The organism is Paeniglutamicibacter sulfureus, from assembly GCF_039535115.1.
GTDB classification, from domain to species: Bacteria; Actinomycetota; Actinomycetes; order Actinomycetales; family Micrococcaceae; genus Paeniglutamicibacter; species Paeniglutamicibacter sulfureus.
The window spans coordinates 1-17,231 of record NZ_BAAAWO010000001.1; the positions used below are offsets into that span (position 1 = coordinate 1).

10 protein-coding genes and 3 rRNA genes are annotated in these 17,231 nt (G+C 61.6%); 12 read left to right on the forward strand and 1 reads right to left on the reverse strand.

All coding sequences use genetic code 11. The features are described from left to right. Positions 1-240 precede the first annotated feature (240 nt). From ABD687_RS00005 to rrf, 3 genes are all read left to right on the forward strand, one after another. Positions 241-1,768: ribosomal RNA gene (locus ABD687_RS00005) — 16S ribosomal RNA — on the forward strand. Positions 1,769-2,302: 534 nt separating this feature from the next. Continuing rightward, positions 2,303-5,432 (forward strand): 23S ribosomal RNA (locus ABD687_RS00010). A gap of 173 nt (positions 5,433-5,605) precedes the next feature. Continuing rightward, positions 5,606-5,722: ribosomal RNA gene (gene rrf / locus ABD687_RS00015) — 5S ribosomal RNA — on the forward strand. Together the 16S, 23S and 5S rRNA genes form the textbook arrangement of a ribosomal RNA operon. Before the next feature lie 662 nt (positions 5,723-6,384). Here rrf and ABD687_RS00020 read toward each other — a convergent pair. Beyond that, a complete protein-coding gene (locus ABD687_RS00020; protein WP_310288331.1) occupies positions 6,385-7,854 on the reverse strand; it encodes a hypothetical protein in 1,470 nt (489 codons plus the stop codon). 168 nt (positions 7,855-8,022) lie between these two features. On the opposite strand from ABD687_RS00020, the gene ABD687_RS00025 reads away from it, so the two are divergent. The 9 genes from ABD687_RS00025 (at position 8,023) to xerD (ending at position 17,214) form a co-directional block, all read left to right on the forward strand. Further along, positions 8,023-8,826 carry a tetratricopeptide repeat protein gene (locus ABD687_RS00025; RefSeq protein WP_310288328.1) on the forward strand — a complete coding sequence of 268 codons (804 nt, stop codon included), beginning with the start codon at positions 8,023-8,025 and terminating at the stop codon, positions 8,824-8,826. Between the two features lie 15 nt (positions 8,827-8,841). Further along, positions 8,842-9,834: an HAD-IIA family hydrolase gene (locus tag ABD687_RS00030; protein WP_310288325.1), complete on the forward strand. Its 993-nt coding sequence runs from the start codon at positions 8,842-8,844 to the stop codon at positions 9,832-9,834. Positions 9,835-9,848: 14 nt separating this feature from the next. Further along, positions 9,849-10,067 carry a hypothetical protein gene (locus tag ABD687_RS00035; protein WP_310288322.1) on the forward strand — a complete coding sequence of 73 codons (219 nt, stop codon included), beginning with the start codon at positions 9,849-9,851 and terminating at the stop codon, positions 10,065-10,067. Next, complete coding sequence (locus ABD687_RS00040; protein ID WP_264270786.1) at positions 10,064-10,870, forward strand: TlyA family RNA methyltransferase; 807 nt, start codon at positions 10,064-10,066, stop codon at positions 10,868-10,870. Before ABD687_RS00035 ends, ABD687_RS00040 begins: the two co-directional genes overlap by 4 nt. A gap of 54 nt (positions 10,871-10,924) precedes the next feature. Further along, a complete protein-coding gene (locus tag ABD687_RS00045) occupies positions 10,925-11,959 on the forward strand; it encodes an NAD kinase (protein WP_264270785.1) in 1,035 nt (344 codons plus the stop codon). Next, positions 11,956-13,689: a DNA repair protein RecN gene (recN, locus tag ABD687_RS00050; protein ID WP_264270784.1), complete on the forward strand. Its 1,734-nt coding sequence runs from the start codon at positions 11,956-11,958 to the stop codon at positions 13,687-13,689. Before ABD687_RS00045 ends, recN begins: the two co-directional genes overlap by 4 nt. 86 nt (positions 13,690-13,775) lie before the next feature. Further along, positions 13,776-15,464: a CTP synthase gene (gene pyrG / locus ABD687_RS00055; protein ID WP_310288318.1), complete on the forward strand. Its 1,689-nt coding sequence runs from the start codon at positions 13,776-13,778 to the stop codon at positions 15,462-15,464. Between the two features lie 4 nt (positions 15,465-15,468). Then, positions 15,469-16,134 (forward strand): NUDIX domain-containing protein, encoded by a 666-nt coding sequence (locus tag ABD687_RS00060; RefSeq protein WP_264270782.1) that lies wholly within the window; start codon positions 15,469-15,471, stop codon positions 16,132-16,134. 153 nt (positions 16,135-16,287) lie between these two features. Continuing rightward, positions 16,288-17,214 (forward strand): site-specific tyrosine recombinase XerD, encoded by a 927-nt coding sequence (gene xerD / locus ABD687_RS00065; RefSeq protein ID WP_302263329.1) that lies wholly within the window; start codon positions 16,288-16,290, stop codon positions 17,212-17,214. The last annotated feature ends 17 nt before the right edge of the window (positions 17,215-17,231 follow it).

Consider the following 17,231-nt stretch of genomic DNA (forward strand, 5'->3'; position numbering starts at 1 on the left):
GTTGCTCCAGAGCGAAGCGCCGGTAGGAATTGTTAGTCCGGTTGTGGGTGTTGGAAGTGTCTGTTGTTTGAGAACTCAATAGTGTGCCAAGTTTGTTGATACCAATTTATTTATTTTATTGGTGAATGGTTTTAGGGTCCGCACCCCCGTGTGGATGCCTGGGGCAATTTGCCAGGATGTTTTGCTTGGTGCAGCCCGGTCGATTTTTTCCAGTCGGCGTGTTGGTTGTGTCTGTATTTTTTTACGGAGAGTTTGATCCTGGCTCAGGATGAACGCTGGCGGCGTGCTTAACACATGCAAGTCGAACGATGACTTTTGTGCTTGCACAGAATGATTAGTGGCGAACGGGTGAGTAACACGTGAGTAACCTGCCCCTGACTCTGGGATAAGCCTGGGAAACTGGGTCTAATACCGGATATGCACCGTGGACCGCATGGTTTTTGGTGGAAAGATTTTTTGGTCAGGGATGGACTCGCGGCCTATCAGCTTGTTGGTGAGGTAATGGCTCACCAAGGCGACGACGGGTAGCCGGCCTGAGAGGGTGACCGGCCACACTGGGACTGAGACACGGCCCAGACTCCTACGGGAGGCAGCAGTGGGGAATATTGCACAATGGGCGAAAGCCTGATGCAGCGACGCCGCGTGAGGGATGACGGCCTTCGGGTTGTAAACCTCTTTCAGTAGGGAAGAAGCGAAAGTGACGGTACCTGCAGAAGAAGCGCCGGCTAACTACGTGCCAGCAGCCGCGGTAATACGTAGGGCGCAAGCGTTATCCGGAATTATTGGGCGTAAAGAGCTCGTAGGCGGTTTGTCGCGTCTATCGTGAAAGTCCGAGGCTCAACCTCGGATCTGCGGTGGGTACGGGCAGACTAGAGTGATGTAGGGGAGACTGGAATTCCTGGTGTAGCGGTGAAATGCGCAGATATCAGGAGGAACACCGATGGCGAAGGCAGGTCTCTGGGCATTAACTGACGCTGAGGAGCGAAAGCATGGGGAGCGAACAGGATTAGATACCCTGGTAGTCCATGCCGTAAACGTTGGGCACTAGGTGTGGGGGACATTCCACGTTTTCCGCGCCGTAGCTAACGCATTAAGTGCCCCGCCTGGGGAGTACGGCCGCAAGGCTAAAACTCAAAGGAATTGACGGGGGCCCGCACAAGCGGCGGAGCATGCGGATTAATTCGATGCAACGCGAAGAACCTTACCAAGGCTTGACATGTGCCAGACCGCCGTGGAAACACGGTTTCCCCTTTGGGGCTGGTTCACAGGTGGTGCATGGTTGTCGTCAGCTCGTGTCGTGAGATGTTGGGTTAAGTCCCGCAACGAGCGCAACCCTCGTTCCATGTTGCCAGCGCGTAAAGGCGGGGACTCATGGGAGACTGCCGGGGTCAACTCGGAGGAAGGTGGGGACGACGTCAAATCATCATGCCCCTTATGTCTTGGGCTTCACGCATGCTACAATGGCCGGTACAATGGGTTGCGATACTGTGAGGTGGAGCTAATCCCAAAAAGCCGGTCTCAGTTCGGATTGGGGTCTGCAACTCGACCCCATGAAGTCGGAGTCGCTAGTAATCGCAGATCAGCAACGCTGCGGTGAATACGTTCCCGGGCCTTGTACACACCGCCCGTCAAGTCACGAAAGTTGGTAACACCCGAAGCCGGTGGCCTAACCCCTTGTGGGAGGGAGCCGTCGAAGGTGGGACCGGCGATTGGGACTAAGTCGTAACAAGGTAGCCGTACCGGAAGGTGCGGCTGGATCACCTCCTTTCTAAGGAGCAACTAGCACCAGGCAGGGATTCCACAGTGTTTCCCGTGCGGGTGTTCAGTGCTGCTCGCATCCATCACTTGTGTTGATGGGCGAGTGCTCAAGGGTGGAATATCAACAAATCATGGCCGTCCATCGTTGGTGGGTGGTTTTCTAGTACGCTTCCGGGATTCGTTCCGGTGGTTGGAACGGGAGCCGCCGGCGAACGCGGGTGGTCTTTTGGCACACTGTTGGGTCCTGGAATAACAGGCCCCGATCCGGTTTCGGGTTGGGTTCTTGTTTTTTCTGGATTGTCCCGCGCATGGCCTAAGCCGCACGAGCCCCCTGGGGGTGTGTTGGTGGTGGGTGTGACGGGGTTGTTGTTTGGGAACTGTATAGTGGACGCGAGCATCTTGTGAGGCAAGGGATTTTTTCCTTGTCTTGCATAGCAATTTCTTATGAATTATTGAACCTGGTGAACGCACTTTCGGGTGTGTTTTTCTTGGTTCTTTCGATTGTAATAATATATAGCTCATGTAAATTTTTGATCATGTTTGTGGTCAAGTTTTTAAGGGCGCACGGTGGATGCCTTGGCATTGGGAGCCGAAGAAGGACGTGGGAATCTGCGATAAGCCTGGTGGAGTCGATAACCGGACGTTGAGACCAGGATTTCCGAATGGGGAAACCCCGTACGGTGTCATGCCGTATGACCCGCAGCTGAACACATAGGCTGTGTGGAGGGAACGCGGGGAAGTGAAACATCTCAGTACCCGCAGGAAGAGAAAACAATAGTGATTCCGTTAGTAGTGGCGAGCGAACGCGGATGGGGCTAAACCGAGCCATGTGTGATAGCCGGCGGGCGTTGCATGGTCGGGGTTGTGGGACTTTCCATATCAGTTCTGCCGGACTGGTGAAGTGAGGTGCGGGCGCATAGGCGAATCGGCTTGAATGCCGGACCGTAGAGGGTGAGAGTCCCGTAGTGCGAATGCGTGCCGCCGCTTTGTGAGAGTATCCCAAGTAGGACGGGGCCCGAGAAATCCCGTTTGAATCTGCCAGGACCACCTGGTAAGCCTAAATACTACCCAATGACCGATAGCGGACAAGTACCGTGAGGGAATGGTGAAAAGTACCCCGGGAGGGGAGTGAAATAGTACCTGAAACCGTGCGCTTACAATCCGTTGGAGCCTCCTTGTTGGGGTGACAGCGTGCCTTTTGAAGAATGAGCCTGCGAGTTAGTGTTACGTCGCGAGGTTAACCCGTGTGGGGAAGCCGTAGCGAAAGCGAGTCTGAATAGGGCGAGTGAGTGGCGTGATCTAGACCCGAAGCGAAGTGATCTACCCATGGCCAGGTTGAAGCGCGTGTAAGAGCGCGTGGAGGACCGAACCCACTTCAGTTGAAAATGGAGGGGATGAGCTGTGGGTAGGGGTGAAAGGCCAATCAAACTTCGTGATAGCTGGTTCTCCCCGAAATGCATTTAGGTGCAGCGTTGCGTGTTTCTTACCGGAGGTAGAGCTACTGGATGGCTAATGGGCCCTACAAGGTTACTGACGTCAGCCAAACTCCGAATGCCGGTAAGTGAGAGCGCAGCAGTGAGACTGTGGGGGATAAGCTTCATAGTCGAGAGGGAAACAGCCCAGAACGCCAACTAAGGCCCCTAAGCGTGTGCTAAGTGGAAAAGGATGTGGAGTTGCGAAGACAACCAGGAGGTTGGCTTAGAAGCAGCCACCCTTGAAAGAGTGCGTAATAGCTCACTGGTCAAGTGATTCCGCGCCGACAATGTAGCGGGGCTCAAGCACACCGCCGAAGTTGCGTCATTCACATATTTGGCAGGCCTTCGTGGTCCAGCCGTGTGGATGGGTAGGGGAGCGTCGTGTGGGCAGTGAAGTCGCGGTGTAAACCAGCGGTGGAGCCCACACGAGTGAGAATGCAGGCATGAGTAGCGAATGACGGGTGAGAAACCCGTCCGCCGAATGATCAAGGGTTCCAGGGTCAAGCTAATCTGCCCTGGGTAAGTCGGGACCTAAGGCGAGGCCGACAGGCGTAGTCGATGGACAACGGGTTGATATTCCCGTACCGGTGAAAAACCGCCCATACCGAACTGGTGATGCTAACCGCCCCAACCACCCACCTCAAGGCCTTCGGGCCTTGTATCGGGTGTGCGGCGCGGGACCCGAACCAGGGAGGTAAGCGTATTAACAGGTGTGACGCAGGAAGGTAGCCGAGCCAGGCAATGGAATTGACCTGGTCCAAGGATGTAGGGCGAGTCGTAGGCAAATCCGCGACTCACATAGCCTGAGACCCGATAGGCGCCCCTTTTGGGGGGTGATTCGGTGATCCTATGCTGCCAAGAAAAGCATCGACGCGAGGTTTTAGCCGCCCGTACCCCAAACCGACACAGGTGATCAGGTAGAGAATACTAAGGCGATCGAGAGAATCATGGTTAAGGAACTCGGCAAAATGCCCCCGTAACTTCGGGAGAAGGGGGGCCTGCCCCGTGATGAGGATTTACTCCTCGGAGCGGGTGTGGGCCGCAGAGACCAGGGGGAAGCGACTGTTTACTAAAAACACAGGTCCGTGCGAAGTCGCAAGACGATGTATACGGACTGACTCCTGCCCGGTGCTGGAAGGTTAAGAGGACCGGTTAGCTCTTTGGAGCGAAGCTGAGAATTTAAGCCCCAGTAAACGGCGGTGGTAACTATAACCATCCTAAGGTAGCGAAATTCCTTGTCGGGTAAGTTCCGACCTGCACGAATGGAGTAACGACTTCCCCGCTGTCTCAACCATGAACTCGGCGAAATTGCACTACGAGTAAAGATGCTCGTTACGCGCAGCAGGACGGAAAGACCCCGAGACCTTTACTATAGTTTGGTATTGGTGTTCGGTGCAGCTTGTGTAGGATAGGTGGGAGACTGTGAAGCCCGGACGCTAGTTCGGGTGGAGTCATCGTTGAAATACCACTCTGGCTGTACCGGTCACCTAACTTCGGCCCATGATCTGGGTCAGGGACAGTGCCTGATGGGTAGTTTAACTGGGGCGGTTGCCTCCTAAAGAGTAACGGAGGCGCCCAAAGGTTCCCTCAGCCTGGTTGGCAATCAGGTGTCGAGTGTAAGTGCACAAGGGAGCTTGACTGTGAGAGCGACAGCTCGAGCAGGGACGAAAGTCGGGACTAGTGATCCGGCGGCACGTTGTGGAACGGCCGTCGCTCAACGGATAAAAGGTACCTCGGGGATAACAGGCTGATCTTGCCCAAGAGTCCATATCGACGGCATGGTTTGGCACCTCGATGTCGGCTCGTCGCATCCTGGGGCTGGAGTAGGTCCCAAGGGTTGGGCTGTTCGCCCATTAAAGCGGTACGCGAGCTGGGTTTAGAACGTCGTGAGACAGTTCGGTCCCTATCCGCTGCGCGCGCAGGAAATTTGAGAAGAGCTGTCCTTAGTACGAGAGGACCGGGACGGACGAACCTCTGGTGTGTCAGTTGTACTGCCAAGTGCACCGCTGATTAGCTACGTTCGGAAGGGATAACCGCTGAAAGCATCTAAGCGGGAAGCCCACTTCGAGATGAGATTTCCATACACTTTTGAGTGTGAGAGGCCCCCAGCCAGACCACTGGGTTGATAGGCAGGATGTGGAAGCGAGGACTAAAGACTCGTGAAGCTGACCTGTACTAATAGGCCGACAACTTAAACCACAAACACCACACCACCCCCCGCGGGTGGTTGGCAAGAAACGCTGCGTCCACTATACGGTCCCGAAACAACAAACCCAATTTGTTTTTCGCGGAACAACAACAACCATAACTATCATGGTCGTAACCCACAGATTCACCACCCCCAAACCAGCTTTGGGTGGCGGTAACAGAGTTACGGCGGTCATAGCGTGGGGGAAACGCCCGGTCCCATACCGAACCCGGAAGCTAAGACCCACTGCGCCGATGGTACTGCACTCGGGAGGGTGTGGGAGAGTAGGTCACCGCCGGACACAACGTCCCGAAACCCCCAAGCCCCACCGGCTTGGGGGTTTCGATGCTTAACCACCACACCACCAAAAACCAAACTTTTAGTAGCGGGAATGGCGTGGACGCTAGAAAAACTGCCCATTCTGCATCCAAGAATTCCACGTCGGGCGTCCTTCAATGTATTTGTGCAGCAGCCTCGATAAAATTCGCGGTTTTCATGATGTCATCGTCATGCCAATCGAGCGAATCGACGAGTTGGAGGTGCAGAAGAAGGTTCGCGACTTGGAAATGTGCGGCTGCTTGAATTGGTCCCGTCTTCGACACGTCGCTCTACTCCAAGCAGGTTAGCTCCATGCCGAGTGAACTAATTCGTGGGATTGAAATTGCTCGCCGGCGATTCGAGATCTTGAGTCCAATCGGATTGGCCTGATGATCCACGGGAGTTGTCGAGATCCTGCCGTAGTATTGATCAGTTGCGTTGCGCACTATTGGTTCAAATCACGAAGGCGACTCGGTACGCTCGACTAAGATAGATGCAGGCGTTCAATGCCCTGGTGAGGGCAAAAAGATTTTAGTGTGGGCTTCCGTGAGATGCGGAGGTCCACTGGTTCATGCGTGGGGTCCAAAACTGAAGACCCTTTTGAGAGGAACACATCTAGTGTCAAACGAAAACAAGGGCTTCGGGTCAAAGGACAACCGCGACCGAAATGGTTCTAAGCCGAACAACAGCGACGGCTTCCGCCGGGATGGCGATGACCGCCGTGAAGGTGGCTTCAAGCCTCGCGAAGACCGTGGTGGATTCCGTGGCGGCGATGACCGCCGTGAAAGTGGTTTCAAGCCCCGTGAAGATCGTGGTGGCTTCAAGCCCCGCGAAGACCGCGGTGGATTCCGTGGCGGCGATGACCGTCGTGAAGGTGGTTTCAAGCCCCGCGAAGACCGTGGCGGCTTCAAGCCCCGCGAAGACCGCGGTGGATTCCGTGGCGGCGATGACCGTCGCGAAGGCGGTTTCAAGCCCCGCGAAGATCGCGGTGGATTCCGTGGCGGCGACGATCGCCGTGAAGGCGGTTTCAAGCCCCGCGAAGATCGCGGTGGATTCCGTGGCGGCGATGACCGTCGTGAAGGCGGTTTCAAGCCCCGTGAAGATCGTGGTGGATTCCGTGGCGGCGATGACCGTCGTGAAGGTGGTTTCAAGCCCCGCGAAGACCGCGGTGGATTCAAGCCTCGTGAAGATCGCGGTGGATTCAAGCCTCGTGAAGATCGCGGTGGCTTCAAGCCTCGTGAAGATCGCGGTGGCTTCAAGCCTCGTGAAGATCGCGGTGGCTTCCGTGGCGGCGATGACCGTCGTGAAGGTGGTTTCAAGCCCCGCGAAGACCGCGGTGGATTCAAGCCCCGTGAAGACCGCGGTGGATTCCGTGGCGGCGATGACCGTCGTGAAGGTGGCTTCAAGCCCCGTGAAGACCGTGGTGGCTTCAAGCCCCGTGAAGATCGCGGTGGATTCCGTGGCGGCGATGACCGTCGTGAAGGCGGTTTCAAGCCCCGCGAAGACCGTGGTGGATTCCGTGGCGGCGATGACCGTCGTGAAGGCGGTTTCAAGCCCCGTGAAGACCGTGGTGGATTCAAGCCCCGTGAAGACCGTCGTGAAGGCGGTTTCAAGCCCCGTGAAGACCGTGGTGGATTCCGTGGCGGCGATGACCGTCGCGAAGGTGGTTTCAAGCCTCGTGAAGACCGTGGTGGATTCAAGCCTCGCGAAGATCGCGGTGGCTTCAAGCCTCGTGAAGACCGTGGCGGCTTCAAGCCCCGTGAAGATCGCGGTGGATTCCGTGGCGGCGATGACCGTCGTGAAGGCGGTTTCAAGCCCCGTGAAGACCGTGGTGGATTCCGTGGCGGCGATGACCGTCGTGAAGGCGGTTTCAAGCCCCGCGAAGACCGTGGTGGATTCCGTGGCGGCGATGACCGTCGTGAAGGTGGCTTCAAGCCCCGTGAAGATCGCGGTGGATTCAAGCCTCGCGAAGACCGTCGTGAAGGCGGTTTCAAGCCCCGTGAAGATCGCGGTGGATTCAAGCCTCGCGAAGACCGTGGTGGATTCAAGCCCCGCAACGAAGCCAGCACTGCTGACCTCGAAGCGCTGCGCGACGAAGAGAACCGCCGCGCCCACAACCCGGCCGACCTTCGCAGCTCCAACAGCCCGGAACGCGGACGCTCACCGGAAATTGATGACGATGTAACCGGCAAGGAACTGGACCGCATTACCCGCGCGGAACTGCGTTACCTTGACGACGTCAACAACGAATGGGTATCCAAGCACCTGGTCATGGCCGGTCGCTTGATCGATATCGATCCGCAGTTGGCGTATGAGCACACCATCGCAGCTTCCCGTCGTGGCGGCCGCGTTGCCGTTGTTCGTGAAGCAGTTGGTCTGGCCGCTTACGCTGCCGGTGAGTTTGCCGAAGCATTGCGTGAATTCCGTACCCACCGTCGCATCAGCGGCAACAACCTGCACCTGCCCCTGATCGCCGATTCCGAACGTGGAATTGGTCGTCCGGAGAAGGCGCTGGAAATTGCCCACAGCGAGGTCATCGAGACACTGGATACCAACGGCAAGGTCGAAATGGCCATGGTCGCGTCCGGTGCCCAGAACGACTTGAGTAACCTCGACGCAGCCTTGGCTGAACTTGAGATCCCGCAGCTGGACATGAACCGCGCGTTTAGCTACAGCCCGCGCCTCTTCTCGGCCTACGCAGACGCCTTGGAAAACCTGGGCCGCATCGAAGAAGCGTCGACCTGGCGCAAGCAGATCTCCGTGGCCGAGGAAGCCCTGGGCACCGGCGAGTTCGCCGAACCGGATATCATCGACCTCGGCGAAGACGACGAAACCGATGCACGCCGCCCGCGCGCCCGCGATCTCGTCGAGTCGGAGACCCCTTCCTCGGAAGACGGCGACGAATCCTCGGAAGAAGCCGTAGAAGAAGGTCTCTCTGACGAAGACGCCGTCGACGTTGTCGATGCGTCCTCGCTGGAGGAAGTGGCCGAGGAATCGAACCCGGAACTCGATGACGAGGCCCCGGCCGTCACCGAGGCCAACGGAACGTCCCCGGTTATCGACCAGGACGAAAACGACGAAAAGTAGGAATTCGATCCATCCATGCTGATTACAGGTTTTGACGCGCTGCTCGCCGATCTCGACGGCGTCGTCTATGCCGGCAACGGTGCAATTCCCAAGGCCATTGAGGCCCTGAATCGATTGCAGGAACATTCGGTGGTCCTGGCGTATGTCACGAACAACGCCTCAAGGTCCCCGGGTGCCGTTGCCGCACACCTGAATCAACTTGGCGCTCCCGCGTCGGCCGAGCAAGTCTTTGGCTCGGCCGACGCGGGAGCTGAACTCCTGGCCAAGGAACTTCCCCGGGGCGCCAAGGCCCTGGTGGTGGGCAGCGCCCACCTGCGCGATTGCGTCAGCTCCTTCGGAATGGAAATCGTCTCCAGCCACCACGACGGCCCCCAGGGTGTCATCCAGGGCTTCGACCCCGCCGTCGGCTGGAAGGACCTGGCCGAAGCTGCATTCGCCATTAATGGCGGTGCCATTTGGGTCGCCACTAATACCGACCTGACCATACCGCGGGCCGAGGGCATAGCCCCGGGCAACGGTGCCCTGGTCGAGGCCGTCGCAGCCGCCACCAAGACCAAGCCGCTGGTGGCGGGCAAGCCCGAGCCACTGCTCTTCCGCCGCGCGGCCGAAACTTTCCAGGCCACCCGACCGCTGGTGGTGGGGGACCGGCTCGATACGGACATCCTGGGCGGAAACAACGCCGCATTCAACACCGCGCTGGTGCTTACCGGAGTCGACACGGTGCGCACGGCACTGGCCGCCCGCACTGCCGAACGCCCCGATTATCTCCTAGCCGACCTCTCCGGGCTCTACGAGCCTTACCCGGTTGTCGAGGTCACCGGGTTCGGCGTCCGTTGCGGATCCGCCATGGCCTCGGTCAACGGCGACACGATCACCATCGACGGCGATGAAGCCGACCTGGATTCCTGGCGTGCGGCATGCGCGGCCTGGTGGCTAGCCCACCCGCGGCAGGAACACGCCGTGGAACCTAGGCTGAGCTTTTCCCAAATCGTCGGCATCAAGCCATAGGCTCGATGGTGATGATGAGCAGCAACCACACCCCACTTCCCAACATCAGCCCCGGCGCAGCGGTCCCCGGGCCACGCCCGGGCGCCCCCTCGGATTCACGCGCATCGACGACAGACCTCGAAGTCCTGGAAACCTTGGCATCGACCCACGTTGCCGAACACCTGGCCATCTTCGAGGACCTGCTGGCCTCGTTGACCGCCGACCTGGATGTCACCTCGCAGGAGCAGGCATGAGCCGCCTCGACCAGGAACTGGTCACCCGGTCCCTGGCCCGTTCGCGCACCGACGCCGCCCGGCTGATCGCCGACCAGCGCGTGCGTGTCGACGGCATGATTGCCACGAAGGCCGCCAAGAACGTTGCCGAAACCTCGGCCATCACCGTCCAGGCCGCCGCGGGCGAGGAATTCGTGAGTCGCGCCGGGCACAAGCTGGCCGGTGCACTGGCTGAGTTTTCACACATCGAGGTCGCCGGGAAACGTTGCCTTGACGCCGGGGCTTCGACCGGCGGATTCACCGACGTGCTGCTGCGCCGCGGTGCTGACCATGTCGAGGCCGTCGACGTGGGACACGGCCAGCTCGTCCCCGAGCTGCGGACGGACGCCCGCGTCCACGTCCACGAGGGCATGAACGTCCGCTACCTGGATCCCGCGGACATCGGCGGAACCGTGTCCCTGGTCGTGGCCGACCTGTCCTTTATCTCGCTGACCATGGTCTTGAATGCCCTGGCCAGGGCCACGGAGCCCGACGGCGACCTGGTCCTCATGGTCAAGCCGCAATTCGAGATCGGCCGCGAGCAGCTGTCCCGCACCGGGGTGGTCAGCAGCCCGACCCAGCGGCGCAAGGCGGTGGACGCCGTGATGTCCTGCGCGCACGACTCCGGACTGGCCGTGAAGGGGCTGGCCCGCAGCCCGCTCCCGGGCCAGGACGGCAACGTCGAGTTCTTTCTGTGGCTGCGCAAGGACTCCGGACACAATCCGGAGGCTTTTGCACATCCCCGCGTCGGGACCGACGCCTGGCCGGACGTTGACTATTCTTAGACTGGTGGCATCTGAATCGATGTCCTAACCTTCGGTCCGCCGAGGAAGGAACTCATGCGCAGGATTTTGGTCCTCACCCACACCGGACGAAACGATGCCCTGTTAGCAGCCGTGGACACCTGTTCCCGGCTGCGGGATGCCGGACTCATCCCGGTGATGCGGCGCCTGGAAATGCAGGCAGTGCGCAACACCGCGGAGGGCGAGGACCTCGAGGTTGAGATCCTCGACGAAGACACCAGCCTCGAGAACATCGACCTGGGCGTTGTGCTGGGCGGCGACGGCAGCGTGCTGCGGGCCGCCGAACTGGTCCGCAACGCCGGGGTCCCGCTGCTCGGGGTCAACCTGGGGCACGTAGGGTTCCTGGCGGAAAGCGAACGCACAGCCCTGCAGGAAACCGTGCAGTGGATCGTGGAGAGCCGCTTCACCGTCGAGGAACGCATGACCATCGACGTGCAGGTCTGGCTGGACAACCGCCGGATCGCGCACACTTGGGCGTTGAACGAGGCAGCCATCGAAAAGGCAAACCGCGAACGCATGATCGAAGTGGTCATGGAGGTCGACGGCCGCCCGCTAAGCACCTTCGGCTGTGACGGCGTGGTCATGGCCACCCCCACGGGTTCCACCGCCTATGCGTTTTCCGCCGGGGGACCGGTGGTCTGGCCCGAGGTCGAGGCGCTGGTGATGGTGCCGATCAGTGCCCACGCGCTCTTCGCCAAGCCGCTGGTCGTGGCCCCCACCTCCGTCCTGGCCATTGAGATCCTGACCCGCACCGATGCCGGGGCCGTGCTCTGGTGCGACGGCCGGCGCTCCATCGAGCTGCCGCCGGGCGCCCGAATCGAAGTCACCCGCTCCACCAAGCCGGTGCGCCTGGCGCGGGTGAACCAGACCCCGTTCTCCGAGCGGCTGGTCAACAAGTTCGAACTACCCATCCACGGCTGGCGGGGTCCGGTGGAACCCGGCGAACGCGAGACCGCCACGACCGCGCTGCCCGTCATCACCCCGGCGATGCAGGTCATCGAGCCGCGCCACCACGCGCCCAAGCCCGAACCGGAAACCCTCGCGGACAAAGACCATCGGAGGCAACTGTGATACAGGAAATACGCATCAGCGACCTGGGTGTCATCTCCCAGGCAACCTTGCCGCTGGGCCCGGGATTCAGCGTCGTCACCGGCGAAACCGGTGCCGGCAAGACCATGGTCATCACCGCGCTCGGGCTGCTGCTCGGACGCCGCGCCGACGCCGGGGCCGTGCGCCACGGCGCCAAGCAGGCAGTGGCGGATGCGACGCTTGTGCTGCCCGCCGCCAGCAAGGTCCTTGACCGTGCCGAGGAAGCAGGCGCCCTGGTCGAACGCTATGAGGACCAGGCCGAACTGATCATCACCCGCACCCTGTCCGCCGAGGGACGCAGCCGCGCCTCCGTGGGCGGACGTGCGGCCCCGGTGGGAGTACTCGTGGAACTGGGCGAGGACCTGATCGCCATCCACGGACAGACCGACCAGCTGCGGCTCAAGGGAGCCGCGGCGCAGCGCGCCTCGCTGGACAAGTTTGCCGGCGCCCCGCTGGCCAAGCTGCTGGCCACCTACCAGGAGACCTTCGACAAGTGGGGCGGTGCCACCGCAGAGCTTGAGGAGCTCGTAGCGGCATCCCGCGAACGCATCCGCGAGGCCGAGTCGCTGCAGTCGGCCCTGGAGGAAATCGACGCCGTCGACCCGCAGCCCGCCGAAGACGTGGACCTAAAGCACCAGTCGCTGAAGCTTTCAAACATCGAGGCGTTGCGTTCCAACGCCAACCTCGCCCACGAGTCGCTCAACAGCGAGGACTATGAGGCTCCCAGCGTCATCTCCCTGGTGGAGATCGCCAGGCATGCCCTGGAGCAGGTCGCCGCCGACGACGCGGACATCAAGTCCCTCTCCGAGCGACTCAACGAGATCGGCATCCTTGCCGCGGAGGTGTCGACCGACCTGGCCGCCTACCTCTCCGACCTGGACACTGAGGGTCCAGAGCAGCTTGCTGCGCTCGAGGAACGCCGCGCCGACCTGAACCGGCTGATCCGCAAGTATGCGCCCGACATCGACGAGGTAATCGCCTGGGCCAACAACTCTCGCGCGCGTCTGGCCGAGATCCAGGGTGACGACGGCCGCATCGAGGAGCTGCGTGCCGAAACCGAGGCGCTGCGCCTTGAGGTCGCCGACCTGGCTGCCAAGCTCTCGAAGCTGCGTGCCAAGGCGGCCAAGGACCTGGCAGCCCGGGTCACCGCCGAGCTCGCCGCCCTCGCCATGCCCGACGCGAAGTTCGTGGTCGAGCTTGAGAAGCTCGCCGAACCCAACCGCTTCGGCATCGATGCGATCACCATGCTGCTCCAGCCCCACGCCGGGTCCTCCCCGCGGCCGCTGGGCAAGGGGGCCTCGGGCGGCGAGCTCTCCCGGGTGATGCTGGCCATCGAGGTGGTGTTGGCAGCCGTGGACCCCGTTCCGACGTTCGTCTTCGACGAGGTGGACGCCGGTGTCGGCGGCAAGGCGGCCGTCGAGATCGGCAAGCGCCTGGCCATGCTGGCCAAGCACGTCCAGGTGATAGTTGTCACCCACCTGCCGCAGGTGGCAGCCTACGCCGACCGGCATGTGAGGGTCATCAAATCCTCAAATGCCAAGGCCGCCGACGGTGCGGGATTCACCGCTAGCGACGTGGTACTCCTGGACGAAGCCGAGCGCGTGCGCGAATTGGCGCGGATGCTGGCCGGCCAGGAAGACTCCAGCACAGCCCAGGCCCATGCCGAGGAACTGCTCGGCGAGGCGCAGCTGCTTGTGAGTTCGCTTTCCTGAACCCCGGATTCCGCCTGCCGCTTCCGGCAAGGCTGTAGAGTCTTTCCCAACCGTCCAACAACGAAAAGGTGATAGGGTAGAACCCCGTGGTGCAACGTAATCTTTCTCGTGATTCCCGGTCGTCTGAAACGACAAAGCATATCTTCGTCACTGGTGGCGTGGCCTCGTCCCTCGGAAAGGGATTGACGGCTTCCAGCCTCGGTCACCTTCTTCGCGCACGTGGTCTCTCCGTCACCATGCAGAAGCTAGACCCGTATCTCAATGTGGATCCGGGCACAATGAACCCCTTCCAGCACGGTGAAGTCTTTGTCACCGATGACGGCGCAGAAACCGATCTCGACATCGGACACTACGAGCGCTTCCTGGACGAAAACCTCACCGGCATGGCCAACGTGACAACTGGCCAGGTCTACTCCGAGGTCATCGAGAAGGAACGCCGCGGCGACTATCTCGGCGACACGGTGCAGGTCATCCCGCACATCACCGACGAAATCAAGCGCCGCATGCGCCTGCCGGCCACCGAGCCGGTCAAGGGCAAGAAGGCCCCCGACGTGATCATCACCGAAATCGGCGGCACCGTTGGCGACATCGAGTCCCAGCCGTTCCTCGAATCGGCGCGCCAGGTCCGCCAGGACATCGGCCGCGGCAACGTCTTCTTCGTCCACGTCTCCCTGGTGCCGTACATCGGCCCCAGCCAGGAACTGAAGACCAAGCCGACCCAGCACTCCGTGGCGGCGCTGCGCTCCATCGGCATCCAACCCGACGCCCTGGTGATCCGCTCCGACCGGGATATCCCGGACGAGATGCGCGTGAAGATCGGCCGCACCTGCGACGTCGATCCGGAAGCAGTGATCAACTGCGCCGACGCTCCGAGCATCTACGACATCCCCGTCGTGCTGCATGCACAGGGCCTGGACGCGTACATCGTCCAGCACCTGGGCATGAAGTTCAAGGACGTGAACTGGACCAAGTGGAACAGGCTCCTTGACGCCGTCCACAACCCCAAGCACCACCTGGAAATTGCGCTGGTGGGCAAGTACATCGACCTGCCCGACGCCTACCTCTCGGTCACCGAGGCGCTGCGCGCCGGCGGCTTCGCCAACAAGGCCAAGGTCCAGATCCGCTGGGTTCCCTCCGACGACTGCTCCACCACCGAAGGCGCCAAGAAGGCCCTGGCCGGCGTTGACGCGATCTGTGTTCCCGGAGGCTTCGGCATCCGCGGGCTCGAGGGCAAGCTCGGCGCGCTGAAGTTTGCCCGCGAAACCGGCCTGCCGACCCTGGGCCTGTGCCTGGGCCTGCAGTCGATGGTCATCGAGTACGCACGGAACGTCGTGGGACTCGCAGACGCCTCGTCCACCGAGTTCGAACCGAATTCCACGCACCCGGTCATCGCGACGATGGCTGAGCAGCTGCACATTGTCGACGGCAAGGGCGACCTGGGCGGCACCATGCGCCTGGGCCTCTACGACGCGACCCTCACCGAGGGTTCCGTGATCGCCGAGACCTACGGCAAGACCTCCGTCGCCGAACGCCACCGCCACCGCTACGAGGTCAACAACGCCTACCGCGCCCAGATCGCGGAGGCTGGCTTGGTCTTCTCCGGCACTTCGCCGGACGGCAAGCTGGTCGAGTTCGTGGAATTGCCCAAGGACGTGCACCCGTACTACGTCTCCACGCAGGCCCACCCGGAGCTCTCCAGCCGTCCCACCCGCCCGCACCCGCTCTTTGCAGGGCTGGTCAAGGCCGGGTTGGCACACCAGAAGGCCGGCAAGTAACACCATGGGAACAACAGACGGCGAGGCGCTGGGCGATTCGTTCAGCCCTCGCCGCCTGCTTAAGTCCGAGACCGTCTACGACGGGCGCATCTGGGACGTAGTGCAGGACACCTTTGAATTCGCGCCCGATGCCGCACCGCTGGTCCGGGACTACATCGACCACCCTGGGGCCGTTGCGGTGCTGGTGCTCAACGATGCCGACGAGGTGCTGATGATCAACCAGTACCGCCACCCGGTGCGCATGAACCTGTGGGAAATCCCCGCCGGGCTCATGGACATCGAGGACGAGGCGCCGCACCTTGCCGCCGCACGCGAACTTGCCGAGGAAGCCGACCTGGTCGCCGAGGACTGGGCCGTCCTGGTCGACCTGTTCCTTTCCCCCGGATCATCCTCGGAGGCGATCCGCATCTATCTGGCCCGCAGTGCCCACCCGGTCCCCGAGCATGAACGCCACGAACGCACCGACGAGGAAGCCGACATGGAACTTGCCTGGGTTCCCCTGGACGAAGCCGTTGCCGGCGTCCTGGGCGGGCGGATCCACAACCCTTCCGCAGTTGCAGGCCTATTGGCGGCCGTCGCGGCACGCGCGGACGGATACACATCGCTGCGCCCGGTTGACACCTCGTTCGAAGCCCACCCGCGACTGCGCTCCAACGAGCCAAGGCTCTAGGGGAGCGGCGAAATGTCTTCCGACACGATTGGGCCGGCCACGATCCGGTTGACCCCTGTCGGTTCGGTCCCGGCCACCATCCGGCTGACACCCGTCGAGCCGGCACCTGCCGCTCCGCCGGCACCTGCCGGACCAGACCCGGCAACTTTGCCCATGGGCAAGCACCTGGCGACCTACCTGCAGCATCTGGCCGTGGAACGCGGCATGGCCAAGAACACCGTCAGCGCCTATCGCCGGGACCTGTACCGCTACGTTTCCTTTCTGCACACCCAGGATGTGCACGAACCGTCCCAGGTGACCCTGGGTCACCTGACCTCCTTCGCGCAGGCCGTGCGCGACGGTGCCGACGGAGCTGCGCCCCTGAGCGCACGCTCGGCGGCGCGTACCATCGTCGCGGTGCGCGGAGTGCACAAGTTCTGGGAACTTGAGGGGCTGGCACCCACCAACCCCGCCGTCGACCTGCACCCGCCGGCACCCGGGCGCCGCCTGCCCAAGGCCATCAGCGTCGAGCAGGTGACCGCGATCCTGGATTCGGTCTCCATCGAGACGTCCGCGGGCCTGCGCGACAAGGCCATCCTCGAATTCCTCTACTCCACCGGCGCCCGCATCTCGGAGGCAGTGGGCCTGGATGTCGATGACCTGCACCTGGAACGCCCGGCCAGCGGGCCGGCGGTGGTGCGGCTCTTCGGCAAGGGCTCGAAGGAACGCATCGTGCCGCTGGGCTCCTACGCCATTGACGCACTGAACGCATACCTGGTCCGGGGGCGCCCCGAGCTCGTGGCAAAGGGCAAGGGCACTGCCGCCCTCTTCCTGAACCAGCGCGGCGGACGGCTCTCGCGCCAGTCCGCCTGGTCGGTGCTCACCAAGGCAGCAGAACGGGCGGGCATCGAACAAGACGTCTCCCCGCACACCCTGCGCCATTCCTTCGCCACCCACCTGCTCGAGGGCGGGGCCGACGTTCGCGTGGTCCAAGAGCTGCTGGGCCACGCCTCGGTGACCACGACCCAGGTCTACACGCTGGTCACGGCAGATACGCTGCGTGAAATCTACGCGGCAGCCCACCCGCGGGCCCACAACTAGGGAAAAGAGCTGCCAGC